Source organism: Paraburkholderia sp. GAS41 (assembly GCF_050436545.1).
Lineage (GTDB): Bacteria > Pseudomonadota > Gammaproteobacteria > Burkholderiales > Burkholderiaceae > Paraburkholderia.
In genome coordinates this window covers 95054-120987 of sequence record NZ_JBNDMK010000016.1, presented here as the reverse complement: position 1 = coordinate 120987, position 25934 = coordinate 95054, and the positions used below count along the sequence as shown (strand labels likewise).

Sequence of the window (25934 nt, the reverse complement as noted above, 5' to 3'; positions counted from 1 at the left end):
AAACCGTCAATCAGGCTTAGATTGTTTCCTGTCAGGCGTTAATCGCGCGCGACCCAACCAATCAGACGACGCTTACCGGATTGCCGCAAACAGCCGCGCGAGGTCGACATGCTCAGTCAGCGTATCGGCCAGCCGCTCGAGCGAGGCTTCGCGCAGCGCCGGATAGTCGATAGTCCCGGCATCACGCAAGCCAGCCCATTCCAGCAGCGCGGCACACGCTGCCGGGGTATCGAACAGGCTATGCACATAGGTGGCGAGAATCTGGTCATCAGCCGAACGCGCGCCGTCCGCACGCTCGCCCCCTTCCGGCGTGCCCAGCCGCAACGCAGGCCTCGCCAGCGCCGGGCCGGCGGTCTCACCCATGTGAATCTCGTAGCCGGCCACCTCCGGCGCGCCCGGCAGCGTGAGGCAACCGGTCACGTTCTTCAACGTCTTGTCGCGCGTCAAGACGGTCGAATAATCGAGCCAGCCCAGACCCGCAACGCTTCCCGGCGTGCCTTCGACGCCATGTGGATCGGCCACTTCGCGGCCAAGCATCTGCATGCCGCCGCAAATGCCAATGAGCTTGCCGCCGTAGCGAAGATGACGTTGTAGCACCGGGTCCCAACCCTGTGCGCGCAAAAACGCGAGGTCTCCCTGGACGTTTTTCGAGCCGGGCAAGATGATCAGATCGGCCGCGGGCGGTGTCATCCCGCTGCGCACGTAATGAAAATCGACCTGCGGATGCGCGCGCAGTGCATCGAAGTCGGTGTGATTGCTGATATGCGGCAGCACCGGCACGACCACGCGCAAGGTCGTTCGTGCTTCGGCGCCCGCCGCCTGGGCGGCGCGCAGTTCGGGCGGCAACATGTCTTCCGCATCGAGCGTGAGACCGTGCAGATACGGCACCACGCCGAGCACCGGCTTGCCGGTCTGCGCTTCGAGCCAGTCCAACCCGGGTTTGAGCAGGCCAATATCGCCGCGAAACCGGTTGATGATGAAGCCGCATACGCGCGCCTGCTCACTCGCCGACAGACACGCCAGCGTCCCGGTCAGATGGGCGAAGACGCCGCCGCGATCGATATCCGCCACCAGCACGACCGGGCAATCGACGGCCTCCGCAAAGCCCATATTGGCAATATCACGGTCGCGCAGATTGATTTCTGCGGGACTACCCGCCCCTTCGACGAAGATCGTGTCGTACCCAGCTTGCAGACGCGCGTACGACTCCAGCACTGCCTCGAAGGCCACGGGTTTGTAGTCGTGATAGGCGCGCGCGTCGAGATTCATGCGCGCCTTGCCGTGGATGATGACCTGCGCGCCGCGATCGCTGGTCGGCTTGAGCAGCACCGGGTTCAGATCGGTGTGCGCGGCGATGCCCGCCGCGATCGCCTGCAACGCCTGGGCCCGGCCGATCTCGCCCCCATCCACCGTCACGGCGCTATTGAGCGCCATGTTCTGCGGCTTGAACGGCGCAACCCGCACGCCGGCGCGACGCGCGATGCGGCACAGGCCCGCGACCAGCGTGCTCTTGCCCGCATCGGAAGTCGTCCCCTGGATCATCAGCGTGCCGCGCGGTACGCGTACGCTGTCCGGCATGTTCGAAGTCTTTACCGTCGTCACGAAACAGCAGTCCTGGCGGGTTGTCGGAAGCCGGCATTATCCCATCGCACCAAAGCGCACCGGTACAATCACGCCATGATTCCTCGCGACCTCACCTTCGTGCTCGGCGGCGCCCGCTCAGGCAAAAGCCTGCATGCCGAACAACTCGCGAGCGACAGCGCGCGGCCCGTCACGTATATCGCCACCGCGCGTCCCGCAGACGACGCGGAGTTCGCCGCCCGCATCGAACATCATCGCGCGCGGCGTCCGGCGCACTGGCATCTGCTCGAAGCCTCCGTGGATCTGGCCGGCGCACTCGGCGAGGCCGACGCGCCCGGGCATTGCATCCTGATCGACTGCCTGACCTTGTGGCTCGCCAATCTCCTGTGCCCGCCCGACGGTACCGCACCCAGCCACGATTATCTCAAGCGTTTCGCGGCCTTCGAAGCAGCGCTCGGCGCGGCAGCCGGCAAGATCATCGTCGTCAGCAATGAGATCGGTCTAGGCGTCGTGCCAATGGGCGCCGCAACGCGTCTCTACGTCGACGAACTCGGGCGTCTCAATCAGCGTATCGCGGCATTGAGCCCCCACGTCACGATGATGGTCGCGGGCCTGCCGCTCGCACTCAAGCCGGCGCCCCGCTAGCCATGCTGTCGCTGCCCCTGATCGCCACGCTGGCGACCGCCGGCGTCGCCGTGGACCGCTGGTTCGGCGAGCCGCGTACGGCGCATCCGCTGGTCGGCTTCGGCAAGCTCGCCATGCGTATCGAAGCGCGCCTGAACACCGGGCGGCGCGGACGCCTCATGGGCCTCCTCGCATGGGCACTCGCCGTGTTGCCGCCAGTGCTGATCGCCACGTGGCTCGTCGTGTTTCTGCCGTTCGCGCTGGCCTGCGCGGTGCATGTTCTGCTGCTGTGGTTCGCGCTCGGCGCACGCAGCCTCGACGATCACATTGCGCCGATCGCCCGCGCGCTCGCTCGACGCAATCTCGTCGAAGCCCGCACGCTGACGGCGCGCATCGTCTCGCGCGAAACCAGCCGCGCCGATGAAACCGCGCTCGCCCGTGCCGCCGTCGAATCCGCGCTCGAAAACGGCAACGATGCGATCTTCGGCGCGCTCTTCTGGTTCGCGGTAGCAGGCGGTCCGGGCGCGCTCGCGTTCCGCCTCGCCAATACGCTCGATGCCATGTGGGGCTACCGCACGCCGCGTTATCTGCGCTTCGGTTGGGCTGCGGCACGCATCGACGATGGCCTCAACTGGTTTCCCGCCCGCCTGACCGCCGCAAGCTATGCGTTGCTCGGCGACACGCGCACCGCCTGGCGCTGCTGGCGCGAGCAGGCGCCGCGCTGGGACAGTCCCAACGCAGGGCCGGTCATGGCCTCCGGCGCCGGCAGTCTGAACGTGCTGCTGGGCGGCGCCGCGATGTATCACGGCGCCATCGAGCAACGTCCGACACTCGGCGAGGGACAACCCGCCAACGCCGGGCATATCGTCGCCGCGCTGCAACTGGTCGAGCGTACGGTGATCCTGTGGCTCGCTGTCCTGATCGTGCTGGCGTTGCTGAGCGTGCCTTTTCATGGCTGATGCCATCGTTCACGGCGGCAATCTGCATGCAGCGGCGCAGCGCTACGGGATTGCTTACGCGCAGTGGCTCGACCTCTCGACCGGCATCAATCCGCACGGCTATCCGGTGCCGCCGGTGCCCGCCGAGGCGTGGCGCCGTCTGCCCGACGAGGGCGACGATTTCGCGGCCTGCGCTGCGCACTACTACGGCGCGCCCGACGCACAGCATGTGCTGCCGGTTGCAGGCAGCCAGGCGGCCATCCGCGCATTGCCCCAGTTGCTACCGCGCGCAGCAGTCGCGATTGCGCCGCTCACCTATAGCGAGTACGCCCCTGCGTTCGAGCGGGCAGGTCACCGGATCGTGCCGCTCGATCTCGCCTGCGACACGCTGCCCGACGATGTCACGCATGCCGTGGTCGTGAATCCGAACAACCCGACCGCCGATCATCTGAGCGCCGCCAAACTGTTGCAATGGCATGCGCAACTGGCGGCACGCGGCGGCACGCTGGTGCTCGACGAGGCGTTCGCGGATGCGTTGCCTGCGGCGGCGTCGCTTGCCGCCTATACGGATCGGCCTGGCCTCGTGGTACTCCGTTCTCCTGGCAAGTTCTTCGGCCTTGCGGGCGTGCGTGCCGGGTTCGTGTTGGGCGAGCCTGCGCTGCTTGGCCGCTTGCGCGACCTGCTCGGCGCATGGACCGTCAGCGGTCCCGCACGCCATGCCGTGAACGCCGCCTTCAAGGATCTCGTGTGGCAAAGCGAGATGCGCGCGCAACTTGCAACGGCAAGCGCGCGCCTGACCCGTTTGTTGCAGGCACAACGTTTCTCGATACACAGCACGCCGCTCTTCGCGTGGACCGCAGATCCGCGTGCCGTCGGGTTGCATCACGCGCTCGCATCGCGCGGCATATGGACGCGCTTGTTTCCCGTCTCGGCAAGCGTGCGGTTTGGCCTGCCAGGCACTGAGCACGAGTGGCTGCGTTTCGAGCAGGCGCTGAGCGAAAGTCTCAGCGCAATCGATACGCGCGCAGGCTAGCCAGGCACAACATGCATGGCTGCGTTCACCGAGCTGACTTGCCAACCTCGCCAGACACGCCGACGTCTACGCTATCCGGCCGTCCCTGGCATCTAACGAAATCAACGCCTCATCTCATGATCCAACTGCCCCGCCTGGCCTCGCTTATCAGCGCCATGCTCGTTGCCTGCATTTGTGCCTCGTCCGCGCAGGCCAGCGTCACCGCGACCGACGACAGCGGTGCGACCGTCTCGCTCGCCGCACCGGCGCAACGCGTGATCAGCCTCGCGCCGCACGTCACCGAACTGATCTACGCAGCCGGCGGCGGCGCGAAGCTCGTCGGGACGGTGTCGTACAGCGACTATCCGCCCGCGGCGATGCAGGTCCCGCGCGTCGGCGACAACAAGGCGCTCGATCTCGAACGCATCGTCGCGCTCAAGCCGGATCTGATCGTGGTCTGGCGGCACGGTAATGCGCAGGTCGAACTCGAGCGTCTGCGCGAACTGCACATTCCGCTCTTCTTCAGCGAACCGCATCGACTCGACGATATCGCGCTCACGCTGACCCGCCTCGGCACCTTGCTCGGCACCTCGAACACAGCCGATGCCGCCGCCAGCACATTCCGGCAGGACATCGCGCAACTGCGCACGCGCTACACGAACCGGCCGCCCGTCACCGTGTTTTATCAGGTCTGGAATCAGCCGCTGATGACACTCAACGACACCCACATGATCAGCGACGTGATCACGCTATGTGGTGGACGAAACGTGTTTGCGAACCTCGCGCCGCTCGTGCCGACGGTATCCACTGAAGCGGTGCTCGCGGCCAATCCGGAAGCCATCGTGACCGCATCCGCGGGCGCAACGACGCCTGATAAACCATTGCCGCAATTCGAAACATGGCGCGCGTGGCCGAACCTCAAAGCGGTGGCGCGCAACAACCTGTTCGCCATTGACGGCGATCTGATCGACCGTCCCGCGCCACGCATCGCACAGGGTGCGGCGCAATTATGTGAGGATCTGGAGGTGGCGCGCTCGCGCAGACCTGCGGGGGAAGAGTGAGATTCGCGCTACGTGCAGCGCGATGACATGCAGCGACGCGCAACGCGCCGCAACGCGCGATACGCGCAGAGTTACAGCGGCTTCACACATTCCACCGCACGAGCGACCAGACCTGCCGCTCATCGTCGCGCCGCAGCCATGCGACGCCGGACATATCGAGCGACCATTGGGTCGTACGCGCAACCGGCACGCCCAGCAGCAGCGATGCGATCACCCGTATCACCCCGGCATGCGTCACGACATAAGCTGGTGAACATTCACGCGTCAGACCAAACGCATCGAGCCACGACTGCACGCGCGCGACAAACTGCGCGACACTCTCGCCACCATGCGAACGGGCGTGTTCGAAATCCGCAGCCCATTCATCCAACGCGGCGCGTTCGATCGCATCCCAGCGCTGCTGCTCCCACGCGCCGAAATTCATTTCCTTCAGACGTTCGTCGATGCTATGCGCGCAGCCGAAATCACCCGCCATCGCAGCGGCCACCGTTGCGCAGCGTAGCAGCGGACTCGACAACAGCACGCGCGGCGGAGGCACCTGCAAGGTGGCGAGACGCATGGCCAGCGCGGTGGCGGATGTGGATGGCTCGTCGGCGAGCGCTACGTCGGTGAAGCCATAACACACGCCTTGCTCTACGGCGACGGCCGGATGACGCATCAGAACGAGATCCATGCAAGCCCCGCCAGATAGAGAGCCAGTTCGAAAATCTGCTGCGCGAAGCCAAGGCAGTCGCCCGTATAGCCGCCAATGCGTCTGACGAAATAGCGGCCCATCGCAAAGCGCAGTACTGCCAACATCATAAGCGCCACACAACCGAAGCGCCAATCTGGCCAGAACAGCATCGGCAGGCCGAACAAGGCCGCCCATGCCAACGACGCGCCGGTGAGGCGCTGCGCAACCGGCTTCGCCTTGCCTTCCGCCCGCACATAATCAAGCGTCGCCAGAAAACTGATCGCGCCGGTGCGGCTCGCAGCATGCGCCGCAATCATCAGACCTGCGGCGCGCAAGGGCGGCAACGCCGCAAGGGTCTGCCACTTCAATGCCAGCGCGATCACGAGCGCGATGGCGCCGAACGCGCCAATGCGCGAGTCTTGCATGATGCGCAGGACGTCCTCACGCTGATAGCCGCCACCAAAACCGTCACAGCAGTCCGCCAGACCGTCTTCGTGGAAAGCACCCGTGACCAGCAAGGTCGCGGCCATCGACAGCAGCACCGCTACGCCCGCCGGAAACACGCGCCACGCGGCCAGATACACGAGTGCGCCCAGCCCGCCCACCAACAGACCGACCAACGGGAAGTAACGCGCGGCTGCCTGCAGATAGTGCGGCTCATAGCCGACCCAGCGCGGCACCGGCACGCGTGTGAAATAGCCTAGTGCCGTGAAGAAATAGCGCAGTTCCATGAGCGGGTTCATCAGCGTGCGACGCCTGTGATCCGCTTACGCATCGCGGTCCGCGACACCCGCCGATTCGAAGCTCGCCATCTGCTCGAGGAATGCGACCGCCGCGCGCAGTAAAGGCACAGCAAGCGCCGCGCCCGTGCCTTCGCCAAGCCGCATATCCAGAGCGAGCAGCGGAATGGCGCCGAAATGATCGAGCATGCGGCGATGTCCCGCTTCGTTCGAGGCATGCGCAAACACGCAGTATTCGCGCACGTTGGGCGCAAACGCGTCGGCCACGAGCAGCGCGGAGGTGGCGATGAACCCGTCTACCAGGATCGTCATGCGCGCTTCGGCGGCGGCCAGATACGCACCGGCCATCATGGCAATTTCGAAGCCACCGAAGGTTGCGAGCACATCCAATGCTGCGATGTCGGATGAGGCGGTGCCGCGCGTGTCGGCGCCCGGTGCATGATGCGCCAGCGCTGAAGCCAGCACGTTGCGTTTTTTTGCGAGCCCGGCATTGTCGAGCCCGGTGCCGCGGCCGACGCACTCGTCGATCGGCACACCGCAAAGGCGGCTCATCAGACAGGCCGCCGCCGACGTGTTCGCAATTCCCATCTCGCCAAAACCGATCACGTTGGTCCCCAGCGCCGCATGATGGCGCACGCGCTGCGCACCAGCACGCAGCGCGTCGAGCGCCTGCTCGCGCGTCATCGCGGGTTCGTGTGCGAAGTTGCGTGTCCCCGCTGCGATGGGAATGTCGACGAGGCCATCGGTATTCGGCAACGACGTCGCAATCCCCGCATTGACCACTTCGAGCGTGATTTCCGCAACCCGGCTCAAGGCGTTGATCGCGGCGCCGCCTGCCAGGAAGTTCGCCACCATCTGCGCAGTGACCGCCTGCGGATACGGGCTCACGCCTTCCTGCGCGATGCCATGGTCGCCTGCGAACACGATCATGGCTGGCCGCTGCACCGTGGGATGCGTGGTCCGCTGGATCAGGCCCATCTGCCGTGCCAGCGTTTCAAGCCGCCCGAGGCTGCCGGGCGGCTTGGTCTTCGAATCGATCAGATGTTGCAGCGCGCTGCGCAGCGTCTGGTCGAGCGGTTCGACAACGGGTAAGTCGAGGGACGAAATCATAGGGCTTCGAGTAAAAGAGCGGTTCTTGTGGGTTCTTCACGACGCTGAGTTTGCCGTGCCACGCTGCGCACCGTGCGCCCGCGGTGCCGGGATCAGCGCCTCGTGGTTGCCGTCCTGCAGCAGGATCAGCGGATAGCCGAACGCGCGGCTCGCGAGCGCAGGCGTCAGTACATCGCGCACCGGGCCGGCGAACGCGCCGCCCTTGCCGTCGAGCAACAGCGCGTGGGTCGCGAAACGGCGCGCCAGGTTCAGGTCATGGGAGGAAAACAGTACTGTACGCTTCGGGCTGCCCGCCCAGGTGCCCAGCGCCTCGAGGCAGTCGATCTGGTGATGCAGGTCCAGATGCGACAGCGGTTCATCGAGCAGCAACAGCGACGCATCCTGACACAACACAGCGGCCAGCGCGACACGCTGACGCTCGCCGCCCGAAAGCGACAGGACATCGCGCGTCGCCAGATCCGTGAGACCCAGCAAATCGAGCGCGCGCTCAGCGGCAGCGCGATCGGCTTCACCTTCCCAGCCCCATCCTGCGAGATGTGGAAAGCGATTGAGCATGACGATATCGAGCACGCTGGTGCTAAATGCGTCGTGTGCGCTTTGCGGCATCAATGCGCGGCGCCGCGCGAGCGGCACCGCCGGCCAGTCGGCCACGCGTACGCCATCGACTTCGACCTGGCCTGCGGCGGGCTGCTGCAAACCGGCCAGCGCCGAAATCAGCGTGGTCTTGCCCGCCCCGTTCGGCCCGGCGATACACCACACCTCACCGGGATAGAACGTGTGCGTGAAGCGTTCGAGCAGCGTGCGCTCGCCGGCCCGCAACGTGATCTGTTGCACGCTGAGCGTGGCAGCCGGCGAGGGGGATGTCGTGCGTGTCGTCATCATGGTCTGCGCAACAGCATCCACAGAAACACCGGCACGCCGATCAGCGCGGTGATTACGCCCACCGGCAATTGGGCCGGCGCAATCACGGTGCGCGCGACGAGGTCTGCGCCCATCACCGCCATGCCGCCGCCGAGCGCCGCCGCCGGCAGCAACATGCGCTGATCGTTGCCGAACGCGAGCCGCAAGGTGTGCGGCACCACCAGACCCACGAAGCCGATGGTCCCGCCCGTGGTTACCGCAACAGCCGCCGCGAGCGATGCCACCAGATAGACGCGCAGCCGCAAGCGCATCACGGAGACGCCCAACGCCTGCGCGGCTGCATCGCCGCGCAACAGCACATTGAGTTGCGGGGCCGCAGGCAGAATCGCCGCCAGCACGATCACGAGCGCAGCGAGTGCCAGCCAGGGCAGACCGCCGCCGTTCAGGTCGCCGGTCAGCCAGAACAACATGCCGCGCAAACGGTCGTCCGGCGCGAGCGTCAATAACAATGTGATCAGCGCCCCCCACCCCGCTGCAATCACCGCACCGGTCAGCAGCAAACGCGGTGAGGTGTCCTGCGGCTCGCCACGCCACACGTTGTGACGCGCGAGACCGAGCACCAGCAGGATCGACACGAACGCTCCGGTGAATGCACTCGCATCGACGAGCCACCACGCGCCACCCGCCATCATGGCGAACAGCGCGAAACTCGCCGCGCCGCCCGACACACCTAGCACATACGGTTCGGCTAGCGGATTGCGCAGCAACACCTGTAGCAGCGCGCCCGCCACCGCGAGCAACGCGCCGCACGCGAAGCCGGCCAATGCGCGCGGCAAACGGAGCGAACGCACGATTTCGCCGGCGAGGTCGGCGGAGGCGCCGCTGTGCGTCGACGGCGGCAGTAGCGCAGCGAGCACGCGCGCGGGCGTGAGCGGCACACTGCCGAGCGCGAGCGAGGCGATCAGCACAGCGAGCGCCAAAACGGCGAGCGCGCACCAGATGGCCGCGGCGCGTCTCGCGTGCATGACCGGCATCCGGCGTACGGACAGACGGTTCATCCGCGCCGCTCCAGCGCCGGAGGTGCGGCGTCATCGTTGCTGTCAGCCCAGCGAAAAGCACGCGCTGCGAGACGATTCGATGCAGATGTAGGCCAGCTCATAGTCCTTGTTCGAGAGAGGCTGCTGGTTTTTGCTACGACGTGCCTCGCTTTCGCGAGCGCGCAGCGGTGTCTCGCGCAGTGCATGCGAAGGGCGCGCGATCACGCTCCTACGCCCGGCGAGATCGTGGACGCAGCCCAGATAGTAACTGCTCGCTATGACCGCGCGGGCATACCGGCCTTACCGCGGATTCACCGGAAAATGCGCATACGACCCATGCCGCAAGTGGCAACCGGCTTCCCACGTCCCTCGCGCAATGGCACACTCGCGGCTTCGCCTATGTGTCACACGTCATGGCCGACCCGCATGAAAATGCCCGCGATTAACATTGCGCGGGCATCATTCAGGGTTGGTTGCGTCGCGATGAATGCCGGTCCCTGTTACCGAATTGGATGGCGCACGCTACGCGAAATCGTTTGCGAGCATGAAAAGTGCCGGAAGTTTATGAATGCCGGCACATGCCGTCAAGAATGGTCAATGCGAGTCCGTTCTGTGCGGCAGCACACGGATAAATGTCAAATTCAGGGGGACGTACAGGTCAATTCCGCCACGCAGGTCTGTGCAAAGCGAGGCTGTTACGTCTCGAAACGAGACAATTGTCGGACCGTGCGATATTCCGCGCTAAAATGCCCTGTCTTTAGAGGACGCAGCACATGCTCACCGAACTCGAAACACTTTCACAGAATATCGGCAGACTGATTTCGATCAGCCAGCGTCATAACGAAGCGCGTCAGGCGCTTGAAACCCAGCTCGCTCAGGCGCGCGCCGAAGCCGATGCAACGCGTGCAGAACTTGCCCAGATGCGTGACGAACGCGATGCGCTGCAAGCGGAGCGCGATGCGCTGTCGGCCAAGATCGACGACGCTCAGGTGCGCCTGAATGCGATCCTCGAAAAATTGCCGCGTGCACGCGCTCACAGCGAACCGGACAACCAGCTCGACCTGCTCGCACCCGCGCACGACGCGCGGCAGGAAGAAGAGGCGGGTAGCGCCGTCACCCGTCACGGAGAAAACGCATGACCACCAAGCAGATCGAAGTATCGATTCTCGGCTCGCCGTATCGTCTCGCCTGCTCGCCGGAAACCGAAGCTGCACTGCTCGAAGCGGTGGCACGTGTCGACGCCGAAATGTCGAAGATCCGCGCGAACAGCAATGTGCGCGGCGTCGATCGCATCGCCGTGATGGCTGCGCTGTCGCTGGCATCGGAACTGCTTAAGCTGCAAGCCAGCGTGCGTCACGGAGAAGCATTTCCTGCTGAGGAAATCCGGCGTACAATGCACCAGATGAACGAACAGCTCGGTACTGTGATTCAACAGTACAGCATGCAGTAAAAAGGTTTAAAGTAGCTGTACGGCCCCATTCGAATTCAAACGAAGTGCTCGATCAAGAGTCAGCAAACGTTTGAGTTCAATCAGTTTAGCTTCCCTGCCTGGTTCGCCAAGGTCATATATTCCTTGAACCAATGCCATGTGCACGGTTGTGGAAATTTGCAGCACGGGTGTGCGCGTCACTCTGTCTGATGTACCCGAAGTGCTGCTAACTGCGACCAATTCTGAACTCCCGGTTCAGGATGCCGGCCTAGCGGCTAAGGCGGGGACCTTATCAAACGGCATCGGACATAGGTCCGGTGCCGTTTTTCTTTTGGGGCTTCGTTTTTAGCCCTTGATTTGCGGCGTTTTCTCTTACTTTTCAACGTTCATCGATTCATGCGCTACTGGCTAATGAAGTCCGAACCGGACGAAGCGAGCATCGATCACCTCGCCATCGCACCGAAGCACACCTTGCCGTGGACCGGGGTGCGCAACTATCAGGCGCGCAATTTCATGCGTGACGTCATGAAGGTGGGCGACGGCGTGCTCTTCTATCATTCGAGTTGCCCCGAGCCGGGCATTGCCGGCCTCGCCGAGGTCGCATCCACGCCCTACCCCGATCCCACGCAGTTCGACGCGAAGAGCCCGTACTACGATCCGAAATCGACGCCTGAGACACCACGCTGGGTGCTCGTCGATGTCGTCTTCAAGAAGAAAGTCCCGCTGATTCCGCTCGCCGCATTGCGTGAGCACGCCGAACTCGCGGACATGCGCGTGCTCGCCAAGGGCAACCGCCTGTCGATTACACCGGTGACTGAAACCGAGTGGCGCTTCATCACGAAACGGCTTGCGTAGTGTGACTTCTCGTCGCGGCACGCTAATTGCCAGGTCGGGGAACCAAGGCCGCTGGCAAGCGCCTAATTGGGTCGCAAGCGCGGCTCATGCATCGGTCACAAAAGCTGATTGCACGCGGGGCCGCACGCCTCGTTGGCAAGCGTCGTGCCATTGGGTAGAACGGTCAATCCCGATGCCGAGCACGCGGCGCCCATTGCGGAGCACCTCATGAACGCTCCGCGCACGCAGCCAGTACACCATCGTCACGCATAACCTGCTCAAGCAAGGAGTCTAACCATGACGCAAAAAGCCGCACGTGCCATTGCACTCGCCGTGGCCCTCGCCGCCCCGCTCGCATTTGCATCCGTCGCAGCCAGGGCGCAAAGCGTCACGCAAGCTGAACCCGCCGGCGTGCTGTCGCTGAACGCCCAGGCAAGCGCCGAAATTCCGCAAGATGTGGTGGACATCACCTTGTTCTACGAACAGGAAGCGAGCGACCCGTCCGCGCTCACCAGCACGCTCAACCAGCGCGCCGACGCAGCGCTGCGCCAGGCCAAGGGCGTAAGCGGCGTCACGGCACGCACCGGTTCGTTCTCGATCTATCCGTCAACCGATCGCGATGGCCGTATTTCGGCATGGCGTGGCCGCACCGAAGTCGTACTCGAGTCACATGATTTCGCCGCCGCTTCGAAGCTGGCCGGTCAGATGGCATCGAACATGCAGGTCGGCAACGTGCAGTTCTCGCTGTCGCCCGAAGCACAGCGCGCGGCGGAGCAGAAGCTCACGGGTGAAGCCATCGCCTCGTTTCGCCAGCAGGCGAGCGCCGGTGCTCAAGCGTTCGGCTATAGCAGCTATTCGATCCGTGAAGTCAACGTCGGACACAACGGCGTGATGCCGCGTCCCATGATGATGATGAGCGCACGCGCCATGGGTGCCGACGCCAAGACGGCCGCGCCGCTGCCGCTCGAAGCCGGTACCTCGACGGTGTCGGTGACGGTCTCGGGCTCCGTGCAGATGAAGTAAGGCAGGGCAACACGCCGGTTCGAACATGCCGGCGCGCTGCGTTGCAGGCCACTGAAACGAGCCGCAGACGAGCAGTCATGCGCGCCACCAGCAAAAACGCCACGGCAGTTCAAGACTTGCCGTGGCGTTTTTTTATTCAGTGCGCGCAACGAACGCAACGCACGTAGCATGACACTCAGTTCGCGCCGACCGCCTTGACCGCTTCGCGACCCTTGCGCCGGTACGCCCAGACCAGCATTGCTATGCCGGCGATAATCATCGGCATCGACAGCCACTGCCCCATCGACATTCCCATCGCCAGCAGGCCGAGGAAATCATCGGGTTCGCGGGCAAATTCCACCGTGAAGCGGGCTACCCCATAGCCGATCAGGAACACGGCGGAAATCGCACCGAGCGGGCGCGGCTTGCGCGAGAAGAACCACAACACGAAGAACAGCGTTATGCCTTCCAGCGCGATCTCATACAGCTCCGACGGATGACGCGGCAGCATATGGTATTGCGCGAAAATCTCGTTGAGATTCCACTTCGCAGCCAGCTCCGGGTGCTTCGCCAACCAGATGGCGTCGTCGTTCGAGGCGCTCGGGAACATCATGGCCCACGGCGCGTTCGGATCGGTCACGCGCCCCCACAGTTCACCGTTGATGAAGTTGCCGAGGCGCCCCGCCGCGAGCCCGGTGGGCACCATCGGCGCGACGAAATCGGTGACCTGCAGCCACGAGCGCTTGCGCTGGTACGCGAACAACACCATCGCGAGCGTGACGCCAAGAAAGCCGCCGTGAAACGACATGCCGCCTTCCCACACCTTGAAGATGTCGAGCGGATGCGTGAAGTAGAAGTCGGCCTTGTAGAACAGCACATAGCCGAGACGGCCGCCGAAGATCGTGCCGAGCACGCCGTAAAACAGCATGTCGTCGATGTCCTTGGCGGTCCAGCCTTGCGCGGCGACGTACGGCAGACGCAAGCGCAGCCGGCCGACGACGATCGCCATGATGAACGCCACGAGGTACATCAGACCGTACCAGCGCACGGCGAGCGGCCCTAGATGGATCGCGATCGGGTCGAAATTGGGATGAATGTGCATCGTATTGTTATGGGCGGTTCGGGTTCAAAAGCGGATTCGATAAATCTGGGCGGGTTGGCATTGGACGGGCCACGACGCGATGCGTTCGCCGCATTCGGGTCATGACGCACAAAAAGGCGCAGTGTAAGCCCCGTAGCTTTCACTCCCCTCATCCGGGCAAACTGGCCTGGGTTTCGAGCGTGGCAACATGCGCCTGCACGATGCCGATAAACCCGGCCAGCACCGGGCTCACCTGTGCCGTGCGCCACACCAGCCCCGTTTCGATAGCCGGCACGGATTCGCGCAGCGGCCGGTACACCACACCGGTGCGGCGCAGGTTACGCAGCGATTGCGGCACCAGTGCGACACCCATGCCCGCCGACACCAGGCTCACGATCGTCTGCATCTGGATCGCCTCCTGGACGACGCGCGGCGTGAGGCCGGCCACGCCGTAGCAATCCATAATGATGTCATAAAAGCCCGGCGCGAGACGCCGCGGGAAGATGACGAGCGGCGCGTCGGCGACATCGCGCAGGCTGATCGGCGCGTCGCGCCACTCGGCGCCGGCCAATGCGGCAGCGTCGCCACTTGAGCCTTCGACCCGCGCGGCCATCTCCGACGACATGGCGATCACCAGCGGCTCCCGCGCGATCGGCAGCCACGATAATTGCGCGGCATGACGCGGCGGCAACGGCGCGATCACGAGGCCGGCATCGATACGGCCGGCCACCAGTTCGTCGATCTGCACGTCACTGGTGGCCTCGGTGAGTTGCAGGCGCACACGCGGAAAGCGAGCGCCGAACTCGCGCAGCAGCGTTGGCAACAGGCCGTAATCGGCAGTCGAAACGAATGCCAGCGACAACTCCCCCGCCTCGCCGCGCGCGAGACTCTGCGCGAGCGGCCGCAAGCCTTCTGCGCTGGCGAGCAGACGCCGCACCTCGGGCAACAGATCGGCGCCCACCTGGGTCAGCTCCACGGAACGCTTGGTGCGCGCGAAAAGCTCGACGCCCAGCGTCTCCTCCAGCGCGCGAATGGCCTGCGACAGCGGCGGCTGCGTCATGGAAAGACGGATGGCCGCGCGACCGAAGTGTTTTTCTTCGGCGACGGCAATGAAATAGCGCAGCTGGCGCAGATCGGGCGTGACAGGGAGCATCATTGATACATTTTACGACCTAATGAGTCAGCAATAATACCTTGAACAGGTTCACCGAAAAACCCCTCTCCGGCCGCCTGCACCGCCATCCAAACCACCTAAACTGAACAGGACAGCGTTGCAACAACCTGGAGTTCCCATGCCCTACAACCGTCGCTCGAAGAACATCACGCAAGGCGTGGCACGCTCGCCGAACCGCTCGATGTTTTATGCCCTCGGCTATCAGAAAGAAGACTTCGACAAGCCGATGATCGGCATCGCCAACGGCCACTCGACCATCACCCCCTGCAATGCCGGCCTGCAGCGCCTCGCCGACGCGGCGGTCGTCGCGGTCAAGCGGGCCGACGCGAATCCGCAGATCTTCGGCACGCCGACGATTTCCGACGGCATGTCGATGGGCACGGAAGGCATGAAGTACTCGCTCGTGTCGCGCGAAGTGATCGCCGACTGTGTCGAGACCTGCGTGCAGGGCCAATGGATGGATGGCGTCGTGGTGATCGGCGGCTGCGACAAGAACATGCCGGGCGGCATGATCGGCCTCGCGCGCGTCAATGTGCCCGGTATCTACGTGTATGGCGGCACGATCCGTCCGGGCAACTGGAAGGGCGTCGACCTGACGATCGTGTCGTCGTTCGAAGCGGTGGGCGAATTCACCGCCGGGCGCATGTCGCAGGAAGATTTTGACGGGGTCGAACAGAACGCCTGCCCCTCGACCGGTTCGTGCGGCGGCATGTACACCGCCAACACGATGAGCTCGTCGTTCGAAGCGCTCGGCATGTCGCTGCTGTATTCGTCGACCATGGCCAATCCGGATCAGGAGAAGGTCGATTCGGCGGCCGAGTCGGCCCGCGTGCTGGTCGAAGCGGTCAAGCAGGACCTCAAGCCGCGCGACATCATCAACCGGAAGTCGATTGAAAACGCGGTGGCGGTCATCATGGCCACCGGCGGCTCGACCAACGCCGTGCTGCACTATCTCGCCATCGCGCATGCGGCCGAGGTGGAATGGAGCATCGAAGACTTCGAGCGCATCCGCAAGCAGGTGCCGGTGATCTGCAACCTGAAGCCCTCGGGCCAGTATGTGGCGACCGACTTGCACCAGGCCGGCGGCATCCCGCAAGTCATGAAGATCCTGCTCGACGCGGGCATGCTGCATGGCGATTGCATCACGATCACGGGCAAGACCCTCGCAGAAGAACTGAAAGACGTACCGGCCAAACCGCGCGCCGACCAGCAGGTGATCTTCCCGATCGAGCAAGCGCTGTACAAGGAAGGTCATCTCGCGATCCTCAAGGGGAATCTCGCGGTGGACGGCGCCGTCGCCAAGATCACCGGGCTGAAGAACCCGGTGATCACCGGACCGGCACGCGTTTTCGACGACGAGCAAAGCGCGCTGGAGGCGATTCTCGCCGACAGGATCCAGGCGGGCGATGTGGTCGTGCTGCGCTATCTCGGTCCGAAGGGGGGTCCGGGGATGCCAGAAATGCTCGCGCCGACTTCGGCGATCATCGGCAAGGGCCTGGGCGAAAGCGTGGGTCTCATCACCGATGGTCGCTTCTCCGGCGGCACATGGGGTATGGTGGTGGGGCACGTCGCCCCGGAAGCCTTCGTGGGCGGCACGATCGCGTTCGTGCAGGAAGGTGACTCAATCACCATCGACGCACACAAACTGCTGCTGCAACTGAATATCGACGACGCCGAGCTGGCGCGCCGCCGTGCTGCATGGCAGCAACCGAAGCCGCGTTATACACGCGGCGTGATGGCCAAGTACTCCGCGTTGGCGCTGCCGGCCAACAAGGGTGCAATCACAGGCTGAACGCCTTCGCGGCATGCAGGGTCAGCCGCGAAAAGCTGAAAAGGGGCGCACGAAAACCGTGCGCCCCTTTCCTTTTATAATGCCTGCACCACAAGTCGGCCACCTGCACCGACGGAGACCAGAATGAAATCAATGTCGTATGCAGCAATGGCGTTGGCGGGCATGCTCGCCATCAGCGCGACGGCGCAGGCGCAACCGGCTCCCGGCCTCGCGCTCGCGCAGCAGCAGAACTGCATGAGCTGTCACTCGGTGAACCGTCCGTTCATGGGGCCAACACTGCATGAAATCGCCGCGAAATACGCAGCACGCGCCGATGCGCAAAGCTATCTCGCGCACAAGATCATCGACGGTAGCACCGGGGTCTGGGGCCAGGTGCCGATGCCCGCGAACACCCAACTCACGCCCGACCAGGCCGCCCTGCTTGCCGACTGGATCCTGACGCTGAAATAGGAGCGGCGTTACCCTCGCGTCAGTCTTCAGTGCCCGCTCGAACGCCGGGCGATCTCTTCATTGACCGCCTCGCGCACCCAGCCGGTCATTTCCGTTTCGAGAGTCAGCGCGACTTCCCGCGTAATCTGATTGATGAGCCACGTGGTGTGATCTTGCAGCGCATCACGGCAACGCGCCTCGATCACCGCGCGCCCTTCACCGGTGAGGTAACTGGCAAACCGTCCGCGCAGGCGTTCGGCGAGTACGTCGGCATCGAGGTTGGGAGCCGGCGCAGGCGCAGCAGGCGCGCGTGAAAAGTGGAACGCGGAGCTGGGCTCGAACGGATCGACCAGCGCGGGCTCGGGCGGCACGTCGAGCTCCGGCGCGGAGGCCAGTTCGAACGGGACCAGCGGCTCGGGTAATGTAAAGGCGTTGACCTGGGCAGGTGTGACGGCGTGGATGGTCACGCCATCGGCGGGCTCCGCGCTGGATTGCTCGGGTGGTTCGGTGAAGGGTTCGGGTTCGGGTTCGTGCGCGGACTCGGCTTCGCGTTCGGCGGCAAGCTCGGCTGCGGGCTCAGTTGCAGACTCCGTTGCAGGCCTGGTTGCAGACTCGATCGCGGGTTCGGCTGCACGCTCGATCGCGGGTTCAACTGCAGACTCCCCCACCGCTTCCGCCAGATCAACCGCTTCACCCGGCGCGGCCTCCGCGCCATGAGTAGATCGGGCATGCGCGGGCTTGCCTGGCACGAGGATTTCGTTCAGAACCGGGATTGAGGTATCGAACGTAGTATCGGACGAATCGGGCACGAATAGACTCCGTCGATGAATGGGGCGAGGAGAAAGCGCCGCCCGCCGGACAGCGCGGGCGGCACAGCGACGCTAGCCGCCCTGCTTGTAGTTGTTTAGAGCATAGCCGCGATCGCGATAGAAGCGATAGCGTTCACGGCCCGCTGTCAGTTCCTCTTGTGCGTTACCGACCACTTCGAGCAATCTTTCGAAGCGCGCGAACTGTGCCGGCACCTCCGCGCCGAGATTCATCAGCACCTGGTAGTGCGGCACGTTGTCGAGATTCGCCGCCAGCACGATTGGCGTTTGCGCGGCGAGCGCGGCATCTGCCATGCAGTGCGGCACGAACTCGAGCGGCGCGAAAGTCCACAACTGCTCATCGAAGGCGCGCAGGCGCGCCGGCTCGGCCAGCACGATAGTGGGCTGGCCGGCCAGGTACGCCTTGCGCGCGAGGCGGCACGCGTACAACAACGAATCGCCGACGTTCGAGTGAAAATCGATTCTCGTCATCGGCGGCTCCGCCTCGGCGCGTCAAGCCGCGCGTCGGTACTGCGATGGATCATTGTGCAGCGCGACCGTCCGCGGCCCGGTCGATCAAAAACTGCGACAGAAGCGGCACCGGACGGCCCGTTGCGCCCTTGGCGGCGCCACTCTTCCATCCCGTGCCGGCGATGTCGAGGTGAGCCCACGGGTACGCCTCGGTGAAGCGCGACAGGAAGCACGCAGCCGTAATACTGCCACCCGGACGACCGCCAATGTTGGCGAGGTCCGCGAAGTTCGACTTCAGCTGGTCGTGATATTCCTCGTCGAGCGGCATGCGCCATGCCGGATCGGAAGCTTCGCGCGAAGCGTCGAGCAGCTCGCCCGCCAGCGCGTCGTCTTTCGAGAACAGGCCGCTGTTATGATGGCCCAGCGCAATCACGCAAGCACCGGTCAGGGTTGCCACATCGATCACTGCCGCCGGCTTGAAGCGCTCGGCGTAAGTCAGCGCGTCGCACAGGATCAGGCGGCCTTCCGCGTCCGTATTCAGCACTTCGATCGTCAGGCCCTTCATGCTGGTGACGATGTCGCCCGGCTTGGTGGCGTTGCCGGCCGGCATGTTTTCGCAGGTCGGGACAATGACGACCAGATTGATCTTCAGGCCCATTTCGGCCACGGCGCGCATCGTGCCGAGTACCGAACCGGCGCCGAGCATGTCGTACTTCATCTCGTCCATGCCGTCGCCCGGCTTCAGCGAGATGCCACCGGTGTCGAACGTGATGCCCTTGCCGACCAGCACCACCGGCGCGGCCTTGGCAGCGGCGCCCTGGTACTGCAGCACGATGAACTGGGGCGGTTCGACCGAGCCGCGCGTGACGGACAGGAACGAACCCATGCGCAGCGCTTCGAGCTGCTTCTGGCCCAGCACTTCGACCTTCAGTTTCCAGTCTTTGGCGAGCTTCTTCGCCGTGTTGGCCAGGTAAGTGGGCGTGCAGACGTTGCCCGGCAGGTTGCCGAGATCACGCGTCAGGTCCATGCCGTTGGCGAGCGCAGCACCTTGCCTGGCGGCAACCTTGGCGGCTTTCTCGTCGCCGCTGTCGACGCTGAACACGACGCGCTTCAAGGCGCGCGGGGTCGTGTCCGGCTTGCTCTTCATCTGGGTAAACTTGTAGGCCAGCTCGCGCAGTGCGAGGATGGCCGCACGCACGCCCCAATCGGCCGAGCGTTCGAGCACCGGCAACTGGGCCAGCGTGAACGTGACCTGGACGATCCTGGTGGCCAGAATGGCACGCCAGGCGGCGCGTACGGCGTCGCCGTAGGCTTTCTGGTTGAACGCGTCCTGCTTGCCGAGGCCAACCAGCAGAACACGCGAAGCGCCGATCCCCGACACTTCGTGGAGGAACAGGGTGGTACCGCTCTTGCCGTCCATGTCACCGGCTTTGATGATACGGGTCAGGAGACCCTTGGTGGCCGCATCGATCTCCAGTGCGGCACCCGACAGCGTTTGTGACTCGAAAATGCCGATCACGATGCAATCGGACTTTCCGGTCAGGAACCCGTTTGACGAGCCTTTGCTCCAATCACAGGCTTTTATGCTAAAGTCCATCGCGCTTGTCCTCGGATAAAATCTGGGCTTAGGATGAAAGCCGCAATTATCCGCTATTTTTCCCGCGGCGGCTGCACGGGGCTGACGGGATGAACCCGGACCAACCCCAAGGCACGCACTCTCATCATCAACAATGATCTTTGAACGCTCCCTCCAGCGCGAACTCGCGTACACGGCTGGTGCCGTGTTCATGGTTCTCCTCACGCTCGTGCTGACCACGATGATGATCCGGATCGTCGGCTTCGCCGCCTCCGGGGAAATCGATCCGCGCGACGTGCTGGTCCTGATCGGCCTGACCGTGATCGGCTATCTGGCGATCATGCTGGTCGCGACCCTGTTCGTGTCGATCCTGTTCGTCCTGACGCGCTGGTACAAAGACTCGGAAATGGTGGTCTGGCTGGCCTCGGGCGTGAGTCTCACGCGCTTCATCAAACCGATCGGCGTGTTTGCGACGCCCATCGTCATTCTCATCATGTTCTTTGTATTCGTCGGCTGGCCGTGGTCGAACCAGCAGAGCAAGCTGATCCGCGCGCGCTTCCAGCAGCGCGACGAGGTCTCGCTGCTCGCGCCTGGCCAGTTCCGCGAATCGGCCGTGAGCCACCGCGTGTTCTTCATCGAGAAGATGTCGCCTGACCAGGCGCGCGTCGAAAACGTGTTCGTGACCAGTACCGAAAACGGCAAGGTCAACGTGGTGGTCTCGAAGACCGGCCATACCGAAACGCACAAGAACGGCGACCGCTTCGTCGTCCTCGAAAACGGGCGCCGTTACGACGGCGAACCAGGCAAGCCGGATTTCCGCATCATGGAATTCGAACGCTACGGCGTGAAGATCCAGAGCCAGCCGGTGGTCAACGTTCCGAGCACCACCGGTACGCCGACGCTCGAACTGCTGCGCAATCCGACCAAGGACAACCTTGCCGAATTCGCGTGGCGCGCGGGCTTGCCGCTGATTGCAATCAACCTGATGCTGCTGGCCATTCCCCTCGCCCACCAGAACCCGCGGCGCGGCCGCACGCTCAATCTGGTCATGGCCGTGCTGATTTATCTGACGTATTCCAACCTGTTGAACGTGGTGCAGTCGTGGGTCGAGCAAGGCAAGATGTCCTTCCCGGTGGGATTGCTCGGACTGCATATCATCGTGGCGGGGATCGTGGCAATCATCTTCTGGCTGCGCGTGCGCAATCGTCCGTTATTTAGCCGGACGATGTTCCGACGCTCGTCGCAGGGGGCCTGACCGATGCGGATCTATGAAAAGTACTTCGCGAGTCAGGTCTACCTCACGTTCATCTTCGTCCTGTTTGCCTTCTCAGGTCTGTTCTTCTTTTTCGACCTGATCAACGAACTGAACTCGGTGGGCCACGGCAACTACAAGTTCCAATATGCCGTGCTGCGAGTGGCGCTGCAAACGCCGTCGCGCTTCTACGAAATCATTCCGGTGGCGGCGCTGATCAGCGCGATCTACGTGTTTGCGCAGATGGCGGCGAACTCGGAGTACACGATTTTTCGCGTTTCGGGTCTCGCGACGAATCAGGCGTTGCGCTCGTTGCTGAAGATTGGCATTCCGCTGGTGTTCCTGACTTACATCATTGGCGAAGTGGTTGGACCATACACGGACCAGTTGTCGGAGCGAGTGCGGCTGGAGGCATTGGGGTCGGCGGTATCCACCAATTTCGAGTCGGGCGTGTGGGTGAAGGACACGTTGACGGCCCGCGCGGACGGCGAGCAGGTGACGCGCTTTGTGAACGTCGGCAAGCTGCAACCGGACGCCTCGATCACCGACGTGCGCATCTACGAATTCGATTCGAAATTCCGCCTGTCGAACGTGCGGATTGCGCAGAGCGGCAAGTATCAGCCGCCGGGCCACTGGTTGCTGAAGGACGTGACGGATACGCAATTGATCGACGTGCCGCCGCCGGCGGGGACGCCGAAGGACGCGCTCAATCCGGTGTACCGCGCCAACCAGACGACGGTGCCGGAGTACTCGCTACGCTCGGAGTTGACGCCGCAGATTCTGTCGGTGCTGCTGGTGTCGCCGGACAACATGTCGATGTTCAACCTGTTCCGCTACATCCAGCATTTGCAGCAGAATCATCAGGACACGCAACGGTATGAAATTGCCCTGTGGCGCAAGTTGCTGTATCCATTTGCGGTGCTGGTGATGCTGGTGCTGTCGTTGCCGTTTGCGTATCTGCATACGCGCGCGGGCGTGGTGGGCGTGAAGGTATTCGGCGGGATCATGCTGGGCATGAGCTTCCAGTTGTTCAACACCTTGTTCTCGCACGTGGGCATGTTGAATACCTGGCCTGCGCCTTTGACTGCGGCCACGCCTGGGCTGGTGTATCTCGTGCTGGGCCTGGTTGGGTTGAAGTGGGTGGATCGGCATTAGGGGTATCGCCATGGCATTGCATGGGATCGTGCTGTTTGGGCATGGCGCGCGGGATCCGCGCTGGGCTGAGCCTTTTTCGCGGCTTGCTGCGAAATTGCAGGCGGTTCGCGGCGACGCTGGGCCAGTGTCGTTGGCGTTTCTTGAGTTGATGCAGCCGGATCTGGTTTCGGCTGTTGCTGCGCAGGTTGTTCTCGGGTGCTCCGCTGTGACCGTTGTGCCGGTGTTTTTTGGGCAAGGCGGGCATGTGCGGAGGGATTTACCTGCGGTGCTCGATGTTTGTCGGGCTGCGCATCCTGGTGTTGATATTCGGTGTTCAACTGCCGTTGGGGAGGATGATTTTGTCCTCGATGCTGTTGCTGGTTTTTGTCTTCGGCAAGTGGTTTAAGGGTTAGGTTTTTTTTGTTGCCCTTCTGGCGGGGTTTGCCTGCGGCGCCTTGGTTTTTGGCTGTTTTCTTGGGGTTGTTGGCCTTTCCTTGTTTTGTTAGTGGTCTATTCGCTTCGCCCCTGTGCGGGGCAGCACTCACTTTCCTTGCCGCCGCAAAGAAAGTAAGCAAAGAAAGCGGGCTCACACCGCCAGCTCTTAGCGAGACATCTCTATTGTGAACCCGAAACGGCCCAACACGAGACCCGTCCTCGCATCACCCATGTCAGTGACACAGCAGTCATCCGTTCCAGCGTCGCGCTGCGCGCCCCGCCGTCGGGCATAACCCATCTGCGGGATATGTAGGTATCCAAACTATATTGGGGATTGCTTCGCCAAGGGATGGCGTCTATGCCTTGGGTGCGGGTACGCTGTAGTACGCGGAACTCCACGTGCTCCAGCGCGCGCCTTCCCATGCAAACCTGACCGCGACGCACGAAGTGCGGAGTGGGATGGATGAGTCCTTTGTCACGAACGTGGGTGGTGCGAGGACGGGTCTCGTGTTGGGCCGTTTCGGGTTCACAATAGAGATGTCTCGCTAAGAGCTGGCGGTGTGAGCCCGCTTTCTTTGCTTACTTTCTTTGCGGCGGCAAAGAAAGTGAGTGCTGCCCCGCACAGGGGCGAAGCGAATAGACCACTAAGAATACAAGGAAAGGCCAACGCCGAAAGAAAACCACCAAAGCGCCACGCAGGCAAAACGCAAAAAGCCACCTACTAAGCAGCACTCAACAACGCATTAACAGAACCAGAAGCCTCCTGCGCATTCCGCGCAGCAAAAGCCTCCCCAATCATAAGAACACTAGGCTGCGCAGCATCAAGCCACTGCTGCGCCTCGCCGCAGGCAAGCCCAGAGAGCGTGAGAGTCAGCGTCCTCTCACGAGCCGTGCTGCAAGCCTCAACGATAGCCACGGGCGTAAGCCCATCCCGCCCAGCATCAATGAGCCCCTGAGCAATCTCAGGCCCACTATCCCGCCCCATGTAAAACACGAGCGAATCTGCCTTCACCTGCTCGCGAATCGCCTCAGTATCAGCAGCCCGGCTATGCGTCGCCAAAGCCACACTCCGCGATACCCCGCGCAGCGTCAACGACCGCTTCAAGGCAGCAGCACTCGCCAGGGCAGCCGTGATCCCAGGCACCACCTCATACTCGATCCCCGCAGCCTCAAGCGCGCGCATCTCTTCGTCAGCACGCCCAAACAACATCGGATCGCCGCCCTTCAGACGCACCACCACCGCATGCTCCTGCGCCGCATCCACAATCTGCTTGTTGATGAACTGCTGCGCAGTAGAAAGCTGGCCGCACCGTTTGCCCACCGCAATCTTGCGCGCATGCGGCGCGTACTCCAGCATCGCCGGCTCGACCAGCGCGTCGTGTAGTACCACATCGGCCAAACCCAACAGCCGCGCGCCCCGAACCGTGATGAGATCCGCGGCCCCGGGCCCTGCACCGATCAGATACACCTTACCCATTCGCCTCAACCCCATTCGTCCGGTTCGTGCCAAATCCCAAGCCGCGTGCGCGCATCGATCTTCCGGCGTGTCCGTTAAGCCGAAAACGCCCGGATCATGCCAGCGGCAACCGTGTGATGCGTCGCTTCATCGATCAGCACGAATGCCCCCGTGCCCTGATGCGAGTCGTACACATCGCACACCAGCGGCTTTTGCAACGTCAGCGCCACCCGGCCAATGTCGTTCATCGTCAGATCGTGACGGTCCGTTGCGTGCGACAACGTATGCACGTCCAGCACCTGTTTGATCGCACCAATCCGCGCGAACACCGTGTTCGTGGTCTGCTTCAGCAGATACTTGCGCTGTGTCGACAACGGCGTGTCGTCGAACCAGCACAGGTCGGCTTCGAGCTTTTTCGCCGGCTCCGGCGCCGCAGCGCGCAGCACGAACGTATCGCCGCGCGACACGTCCACATCTTCCGCCAGGCGAATCGTCACCGTCTGCCCCGCAAAAGCGCTGTCCACCTGCGACGTGCCGCCCGGCACCGGCGCGATAATCTCCGCCACCGTCGCTTCGCGGTTCGCCGGCAACACCACGATCGTGTCGCCTACCTTCACTTCGCCCGCTTCGATGCGGCCCATGTAGCCGCGGAAATCGTCCGCCTGGCTGCCGTCCTGGCGCGCCACCCATTGCACCGGGAAACGCAGCGCCTGGCCCGTGGGAATCTCCACCGGCAGCGCTTCGAGCAGGTCCAGCAGCGGCTCGCCCGCGTACCACGGCATGCGCTCGCTCGCGGTCACGATGTTGTCGCCCTTCAACGCCGACACCGGCACGAAGCGCACATCGTCCAGACCCAGTTGACGCGCGAGTTCCACATACGCATCGCGGATTTCGTTGAAACGCGTTTCGCTGTAGTCGACCAGATCCATCTTGTTGATCGCCACGATCGCGTGCTGCAAACCCAGCAGCTTGACGATTGCGCTATGGCGCTTCGTCTGCGGCAGCAGTTGCGCGACGCCGTTTTCAAACGTGACGCGCGTTGCGTCGACCAGAATGATCGCCGCATGCGCCGTCGATGCGCCCGTCACCATGTTGCGCGTGTATTGCTCGTGACCCGGTGTATCCGCGATGATGAACTTGCGTTTCGCCGTGGCGAAGTAACGGTACGCCACGTCGATCGTGATGCCTTGCTCGCGCTCGGCTTCCAGACCGTCCGTCAGCAGCGACAGGTCGATTTCGTCGCCCACGGTGCGCTTGTTCTTCGCGCGTGACAGTGCCGAGAGCTGATCGCTCAGAACAGCCTTGCTGTCGTACAGCAGACGTCCGATCAGCGTGCTCTTGCCGTCGTCGACACTACCTGCGGTAATGAAGCGCAGCACGCCGAGGTCTTGCGGTTGTTGAATGCTCATGATTTGCTTCCTCGGTG

At 63.4% G+C, this 25934-nt stretch carries 26 protein-coding genes and 1 other RNA gene; 14 read left to right on the top strand and 13 right to left on the bottom strand.

Going from position 1 to position 25934, the window contains the following annotated elements; genetic code table 11:
• Window positions 1–72: 72 nt before the first annotated feature.
• Window positions 73–1578, bottom strand: a complete 1506-nt coding sequence (locus tag P3T43_RS21740) for a cobyric acid synthase (protein WP_429283152.1) — start codon at window positions 1576–1578, stop codon at window positions 73–75.
• A gap of 99 nt (window positions 1579–1677) precedes the next feature.
• On the opposite strand from P3T43_RS21740, the gene cobU reads away from it, so the two are divergent.
• The 4 genes from cobU (at window position 1678) to P3T43_RS21720 (ending at window position 5216) form a co-directional block, all read left to right on the top strand.
• Entirely contained in the window at window positions 1678–2226 is a 549-nt protein-coding gene (gene cobU / locus P3T43_RS21735; protein WP_429283100.1) for a bifunctional adenosylcobinamide kinase/adenosylcobinamide-phosphate guanylyltransferase, read from the top strand.
• 2 nt (window positions 2227–2228) lie between these two features.
• Entirely contained in the window at window positions 2229–3164 is a 936-nt protein-coding gene (gene cbiB, locus P3T43_RS21730; RefSeq protein WP_429283099.1) for an adenosylcobinamide-phosphate synthase CbiB, read from the top strand.
• Window positions 3157–4176: a threonine-phosphate decarboxylase CobD gene (gene cobD, locus P3T43_RS21725; RefSeq protein WP_429283098.1), complete on the top strand. Its 1020-nt coding sequence runs from the start codon at window positions 3157–3159 to the stop codon at window positions 4174–4176. Before cbiB ends, cobD begins: the two co-directional genes overlap by 8 nt.
• A gap of 116 nt (window positions 4177–4292) precedes the next feature.
• Window positions 4293–5216 carry a cobalamin-binding protein gene (locus P3T43_RS21720; protein WP_429283097.1) on the top strand — a complete coding sequence of 308 codons (924 nt, stop codon included), beginning with the start codon at window positions 4293–4295 and terminating at the stop codon, window positions 5214–5216.
• An 82-nt stretch (window positions 5217–5298) separates the two neighbouring features.
• On the opposite strand, the gene cobC is transcribed toward P3T43_RS21720, so the two are convergent.
• The 5 genes from cobC to P3T43_RS21695 are packed head-to-tail and all read right to left on the bottom strand — an operon-like array spanning window position 5299 to window position 9658.
• Window positions 5299–5889: an alpha-ribazole phosphatase family protein gene (gene cobC, locus P3T43_RS21715; RefSeq protein ID WP_429283096.1), complete on the bottom strand. Its 591-nt coding sequence runs from the start codon at window positions 5887–5889 to the stop codon at window positions 5299–5301.
• Window positions 5874–6632, bottom strand: coding sequence for an adenosylcobinamide-GDP ribazoletransferase (locus tag P3T43_RS21710; protein WP_429283095.1), 759 nt, complete (start codon window positions 6630–6632; stop codon window positions 5874–5876). Before P3T43_RS21710 ends, cobC begins: the two co-directional genes overlap by 16 nt.
• Before the next feature lie 24 nt (window positions 6633–6656).
• On the bottom strand, window positions 6657–7739 hold the full coding sequence (gene cobT, locus P3T43_RS21705; RefSeq protein ID WP_429283094.1) for a nicotinate-nucleotide--dimethylbenzimidazole phosphoribosyltransferase: 1083 nt from the start codon (window positions 7737–7739) through the stop codon (window positions 6657–6659).
• 36 nt (window positions 7740–7775) lie between these two features.
• Entirely contained in the window at window positions 7776–8618 is an 843-nt protein-coding gene (locus P3T43_RS21700; protein ID WP_429283151.1) for an ABC transporter ATP-binding protein, read from the bottom strand.
• On the bottom strand, window positions 8618–9658 hold the full coding sequence (locus P3T43_RS21695; protein ID WP_429283093.1) for a FecCD family ABC transporter permease: 1041 nt from the start codon (window positions 9656–9658) through the stop codon (window positions 8618–8620). The genes P3T43_RS21700 and P3T43_RS21695 overlap by 1 nt, the downstream gene beginning before the upstream one ends.
• 752 nt (window positions 9659–10410) lie before the next feature.
• On the opposite strand from P3T43_RS21695, the gene P3T43_RS21690 reads away from it, so the two are divergent.
• The 5 genes from P3T43_RS21690 (at window position 10411) to P3T43_RS21670 (ending at window position 12923) form a co-directional block, all read left to right on the top strand.
• Window positions 10411–10776, top strand: a complete 366-nt coding sequence (locus P3T43_RS21690; RefSeq protein ID WP_429283092.1) for an ATPase — start codon at window positions 10411–10413, stop codon at window positions 10774–10776.
• A complete protein-coding gene (locus P3T43_RS21685; protein ID WP_429283091.1) occupies window positions 10773–11087 on the top strand; it encodes a cell division protein ZapA in 315 nt (104 codons plus the stop codon). The genes P3T43_RS21690 and P3T43_RS21685 overlap by 4 nt, the downstream gene beginning before the upstream one ends.
• 88 nt (window positions 11088–11175) lie before the next feature.
• A non-coding RNA gene (gene ssrS, locus P3T43_RS21680) (6S RNA) lies at window positions 11176–11357 on the top strand.
• 105 nt (window positions 11358–11462) lie between these two features.
• Window positions 11463–11921, top strand: a complete 459-nt coding sequence (locus P3T43_RS21675) for an EVE domain-containing protein (protein WP_429283090.1) — start codon at window positions 11463–11465, stop codon at window positions 11919–11921.
• A gap of 276 nt (window positions 11922–12197) precedes the next feature.
• Complete coding sequence (locus P3T43_RS21670) at window positions 12198–12923, top strand: SIMPL domain-containing protein (protein ID WP_429283089.1); 726 nt, start codon at window positions 12198–12200, stop codon at window positions 12921–12923.
• Between the two features lie 175 nt (window positions 12924–13098).
• On the opposite strand, the gene lgt is transcribed toward P3T43_RS21670, so the two are convergent.
• The gene (gene lgt / locus P3T43_RS21665) at window positions 13099–14004 is read right to left on the bottom strand and encodes a prolipoprotein diacylglyceryl transferase (RefSeq protein ID WP_429283088.1); all 906 of its coding nucleotides are present in this window, start codon (window positions 14002–14004) and stop codon (window positions 13099–13101) included.
• Window positions 14005–14152: 148 nt separating this feature from the next.
• Window positions 14153–15136, bottom strand: coding sequence for a LysR family transcriptional regulator (locus P3T43_RS21660; protein ID WP_429283150.1), 984 nt, complete (start codon window positions 15134–15136; stop codon window positions 14153–14155).
• Window positions 15137–15275: 139 nt separating this feature from the next.
• Here P3T43_RS21660 and ilvD point away from each other — a divergent pair, with 139 nt between their 5' ends.
• Complete coding sequence (ilvD, locus tag P3T43_RS21655) at window positions 15276–16949, top strand: dihydroxy-acid dehydratase (protein WP_429283087.1); 1674 nt, start codon at window positions 15276–15278, stop codon at window positions 16947–16949.
• Between the two features lie 123 nt (window positions 16950–17072).
• Window positions 17073–17399 carry a c-type cytochrome gene (locus P3T43_RS21650; RefSeq protein ID WP_429283086.1) on the top strand — a complete coding sequence of 109 codons (327 nt, stop codon included), beginning with the start codon at window positions 17073–17075 and terminating at the stop codon, window positions 17397–17399.
• 26 nt (window positions 17400–17425) lie between these two features.
• Here P3T43_RS21650 and P3T43_RS21645 read toward each other — a convergent pair whose 3' ends face one another.
• The 3 genes from P3T43_RS21645 to P3T43_RS21635 all read right to left on the bottom strand — a co-directional run bounded on the left by P3T43_RS21645 (window position 17426) and on the right by P3T43_RS21635 (window position 20252).
• Window positions 17426–18187: a DUF2486 family protein gene (locus P3T43_RS21645; protein ID WP_429283085.1), complete on the bottom strand. Its 762-nt coding sequence runs from the start codon at window positions 18185–18187 to the stop codon at window positions 17426–17428.
• Between the two features lie 72 nt (window positions 18188–18259).
• Window positions 18260–18676: a DNA polymerase III subunit chi gene (locus P3T43_RS21640; protein WP_429283084.1), complete on the bottom strand. Its 417-nt coding sequence runs from the start codon at window positions 18674–18676 to the stop codon at window positions 18260–18262.
• Window positions 18677–18725: 49 nt separating this feature from the next.
• On the bottom strand, window positions 18726–20252 hold the full coding sequence (locus tag P3T43_RS21635; protein WP_429283083.1) for a leucyl aminopeptidase: 1527 nt from the start codon (window positions 20250–20252) through the stop codon (window positions 18726–18728).
• 133 nt (window positions 20253–20385) lie between these two features.
• Between P3T43_RS21635 and lptF the strand changes: the two genes are divergently transcribed.
• Genes lptF through P3T43_RS21620 form a run of 3 tightly spaced genes read left to right on the top strand, consistent with a single transcriptional unit; the run spans window position 20386 to window position 23023 of the window.
• Window positions 20386–21486, top strand: coding sequence for an LPS export ABC transporter permease LptF (gene lptF, locus P3T43_RS21630; RefSeq protein WP_429283082.1), 1101 nt, complete (start codon window positions 20386–20388; stop codon window positions 21484–21486).
• A 3-nt stretch (window positions 21487–21489) separates the two neighbouring features.
• Entirely contained in the window at window positions 21490–22638 is a 1149-nt protein-coding gene (gene lptG / locus P3T43_RS21625; protein WP_429283081.1) for an LPS export ABC transporter permease LptG, read from the top strand.
• Window positions 22639–22648: 10 nt separating this feature from the next.
• Complete coding sequence (locus P3T43_RS21620; RefSeq protein WP_429283080.1) at window positions 22649–23023, top strand: sirohydrochlorin chelatase; 375 nt, start codon at window positions 22649–22651, stop codon at window positions 23021–23023.
• Between the two features lie 750 nt (window positions 23024–23773).
• Here P3T43_RS21620 and cobA read toward each other — a convergent pair.
• Complete coding sequence (gene cobA, locus P3T43_RS21615) at window positions 23774–24529, bottom strand: uroporphyrinogen-III C-methyltransferase (protein ID WP_429283079.1); 756 nt, start codon at window positions 24527–24529, stop codon at window positions 23774–23776.
• Window positions 24530–24603: 74 nt separating this feature from the next.
• Window positions 24604–25917, bottom strand: coding sequence for a sulfate adenylyltransferase subunit 1 (locus P3T43_RS21610; protein WP_429283078.1), 1314 nt, complete (start codon window positions 25915–25917; stop codon window positions 24604–24606).
• Window positions 25918–25934 lie beyond the last annotated feature (17 nt).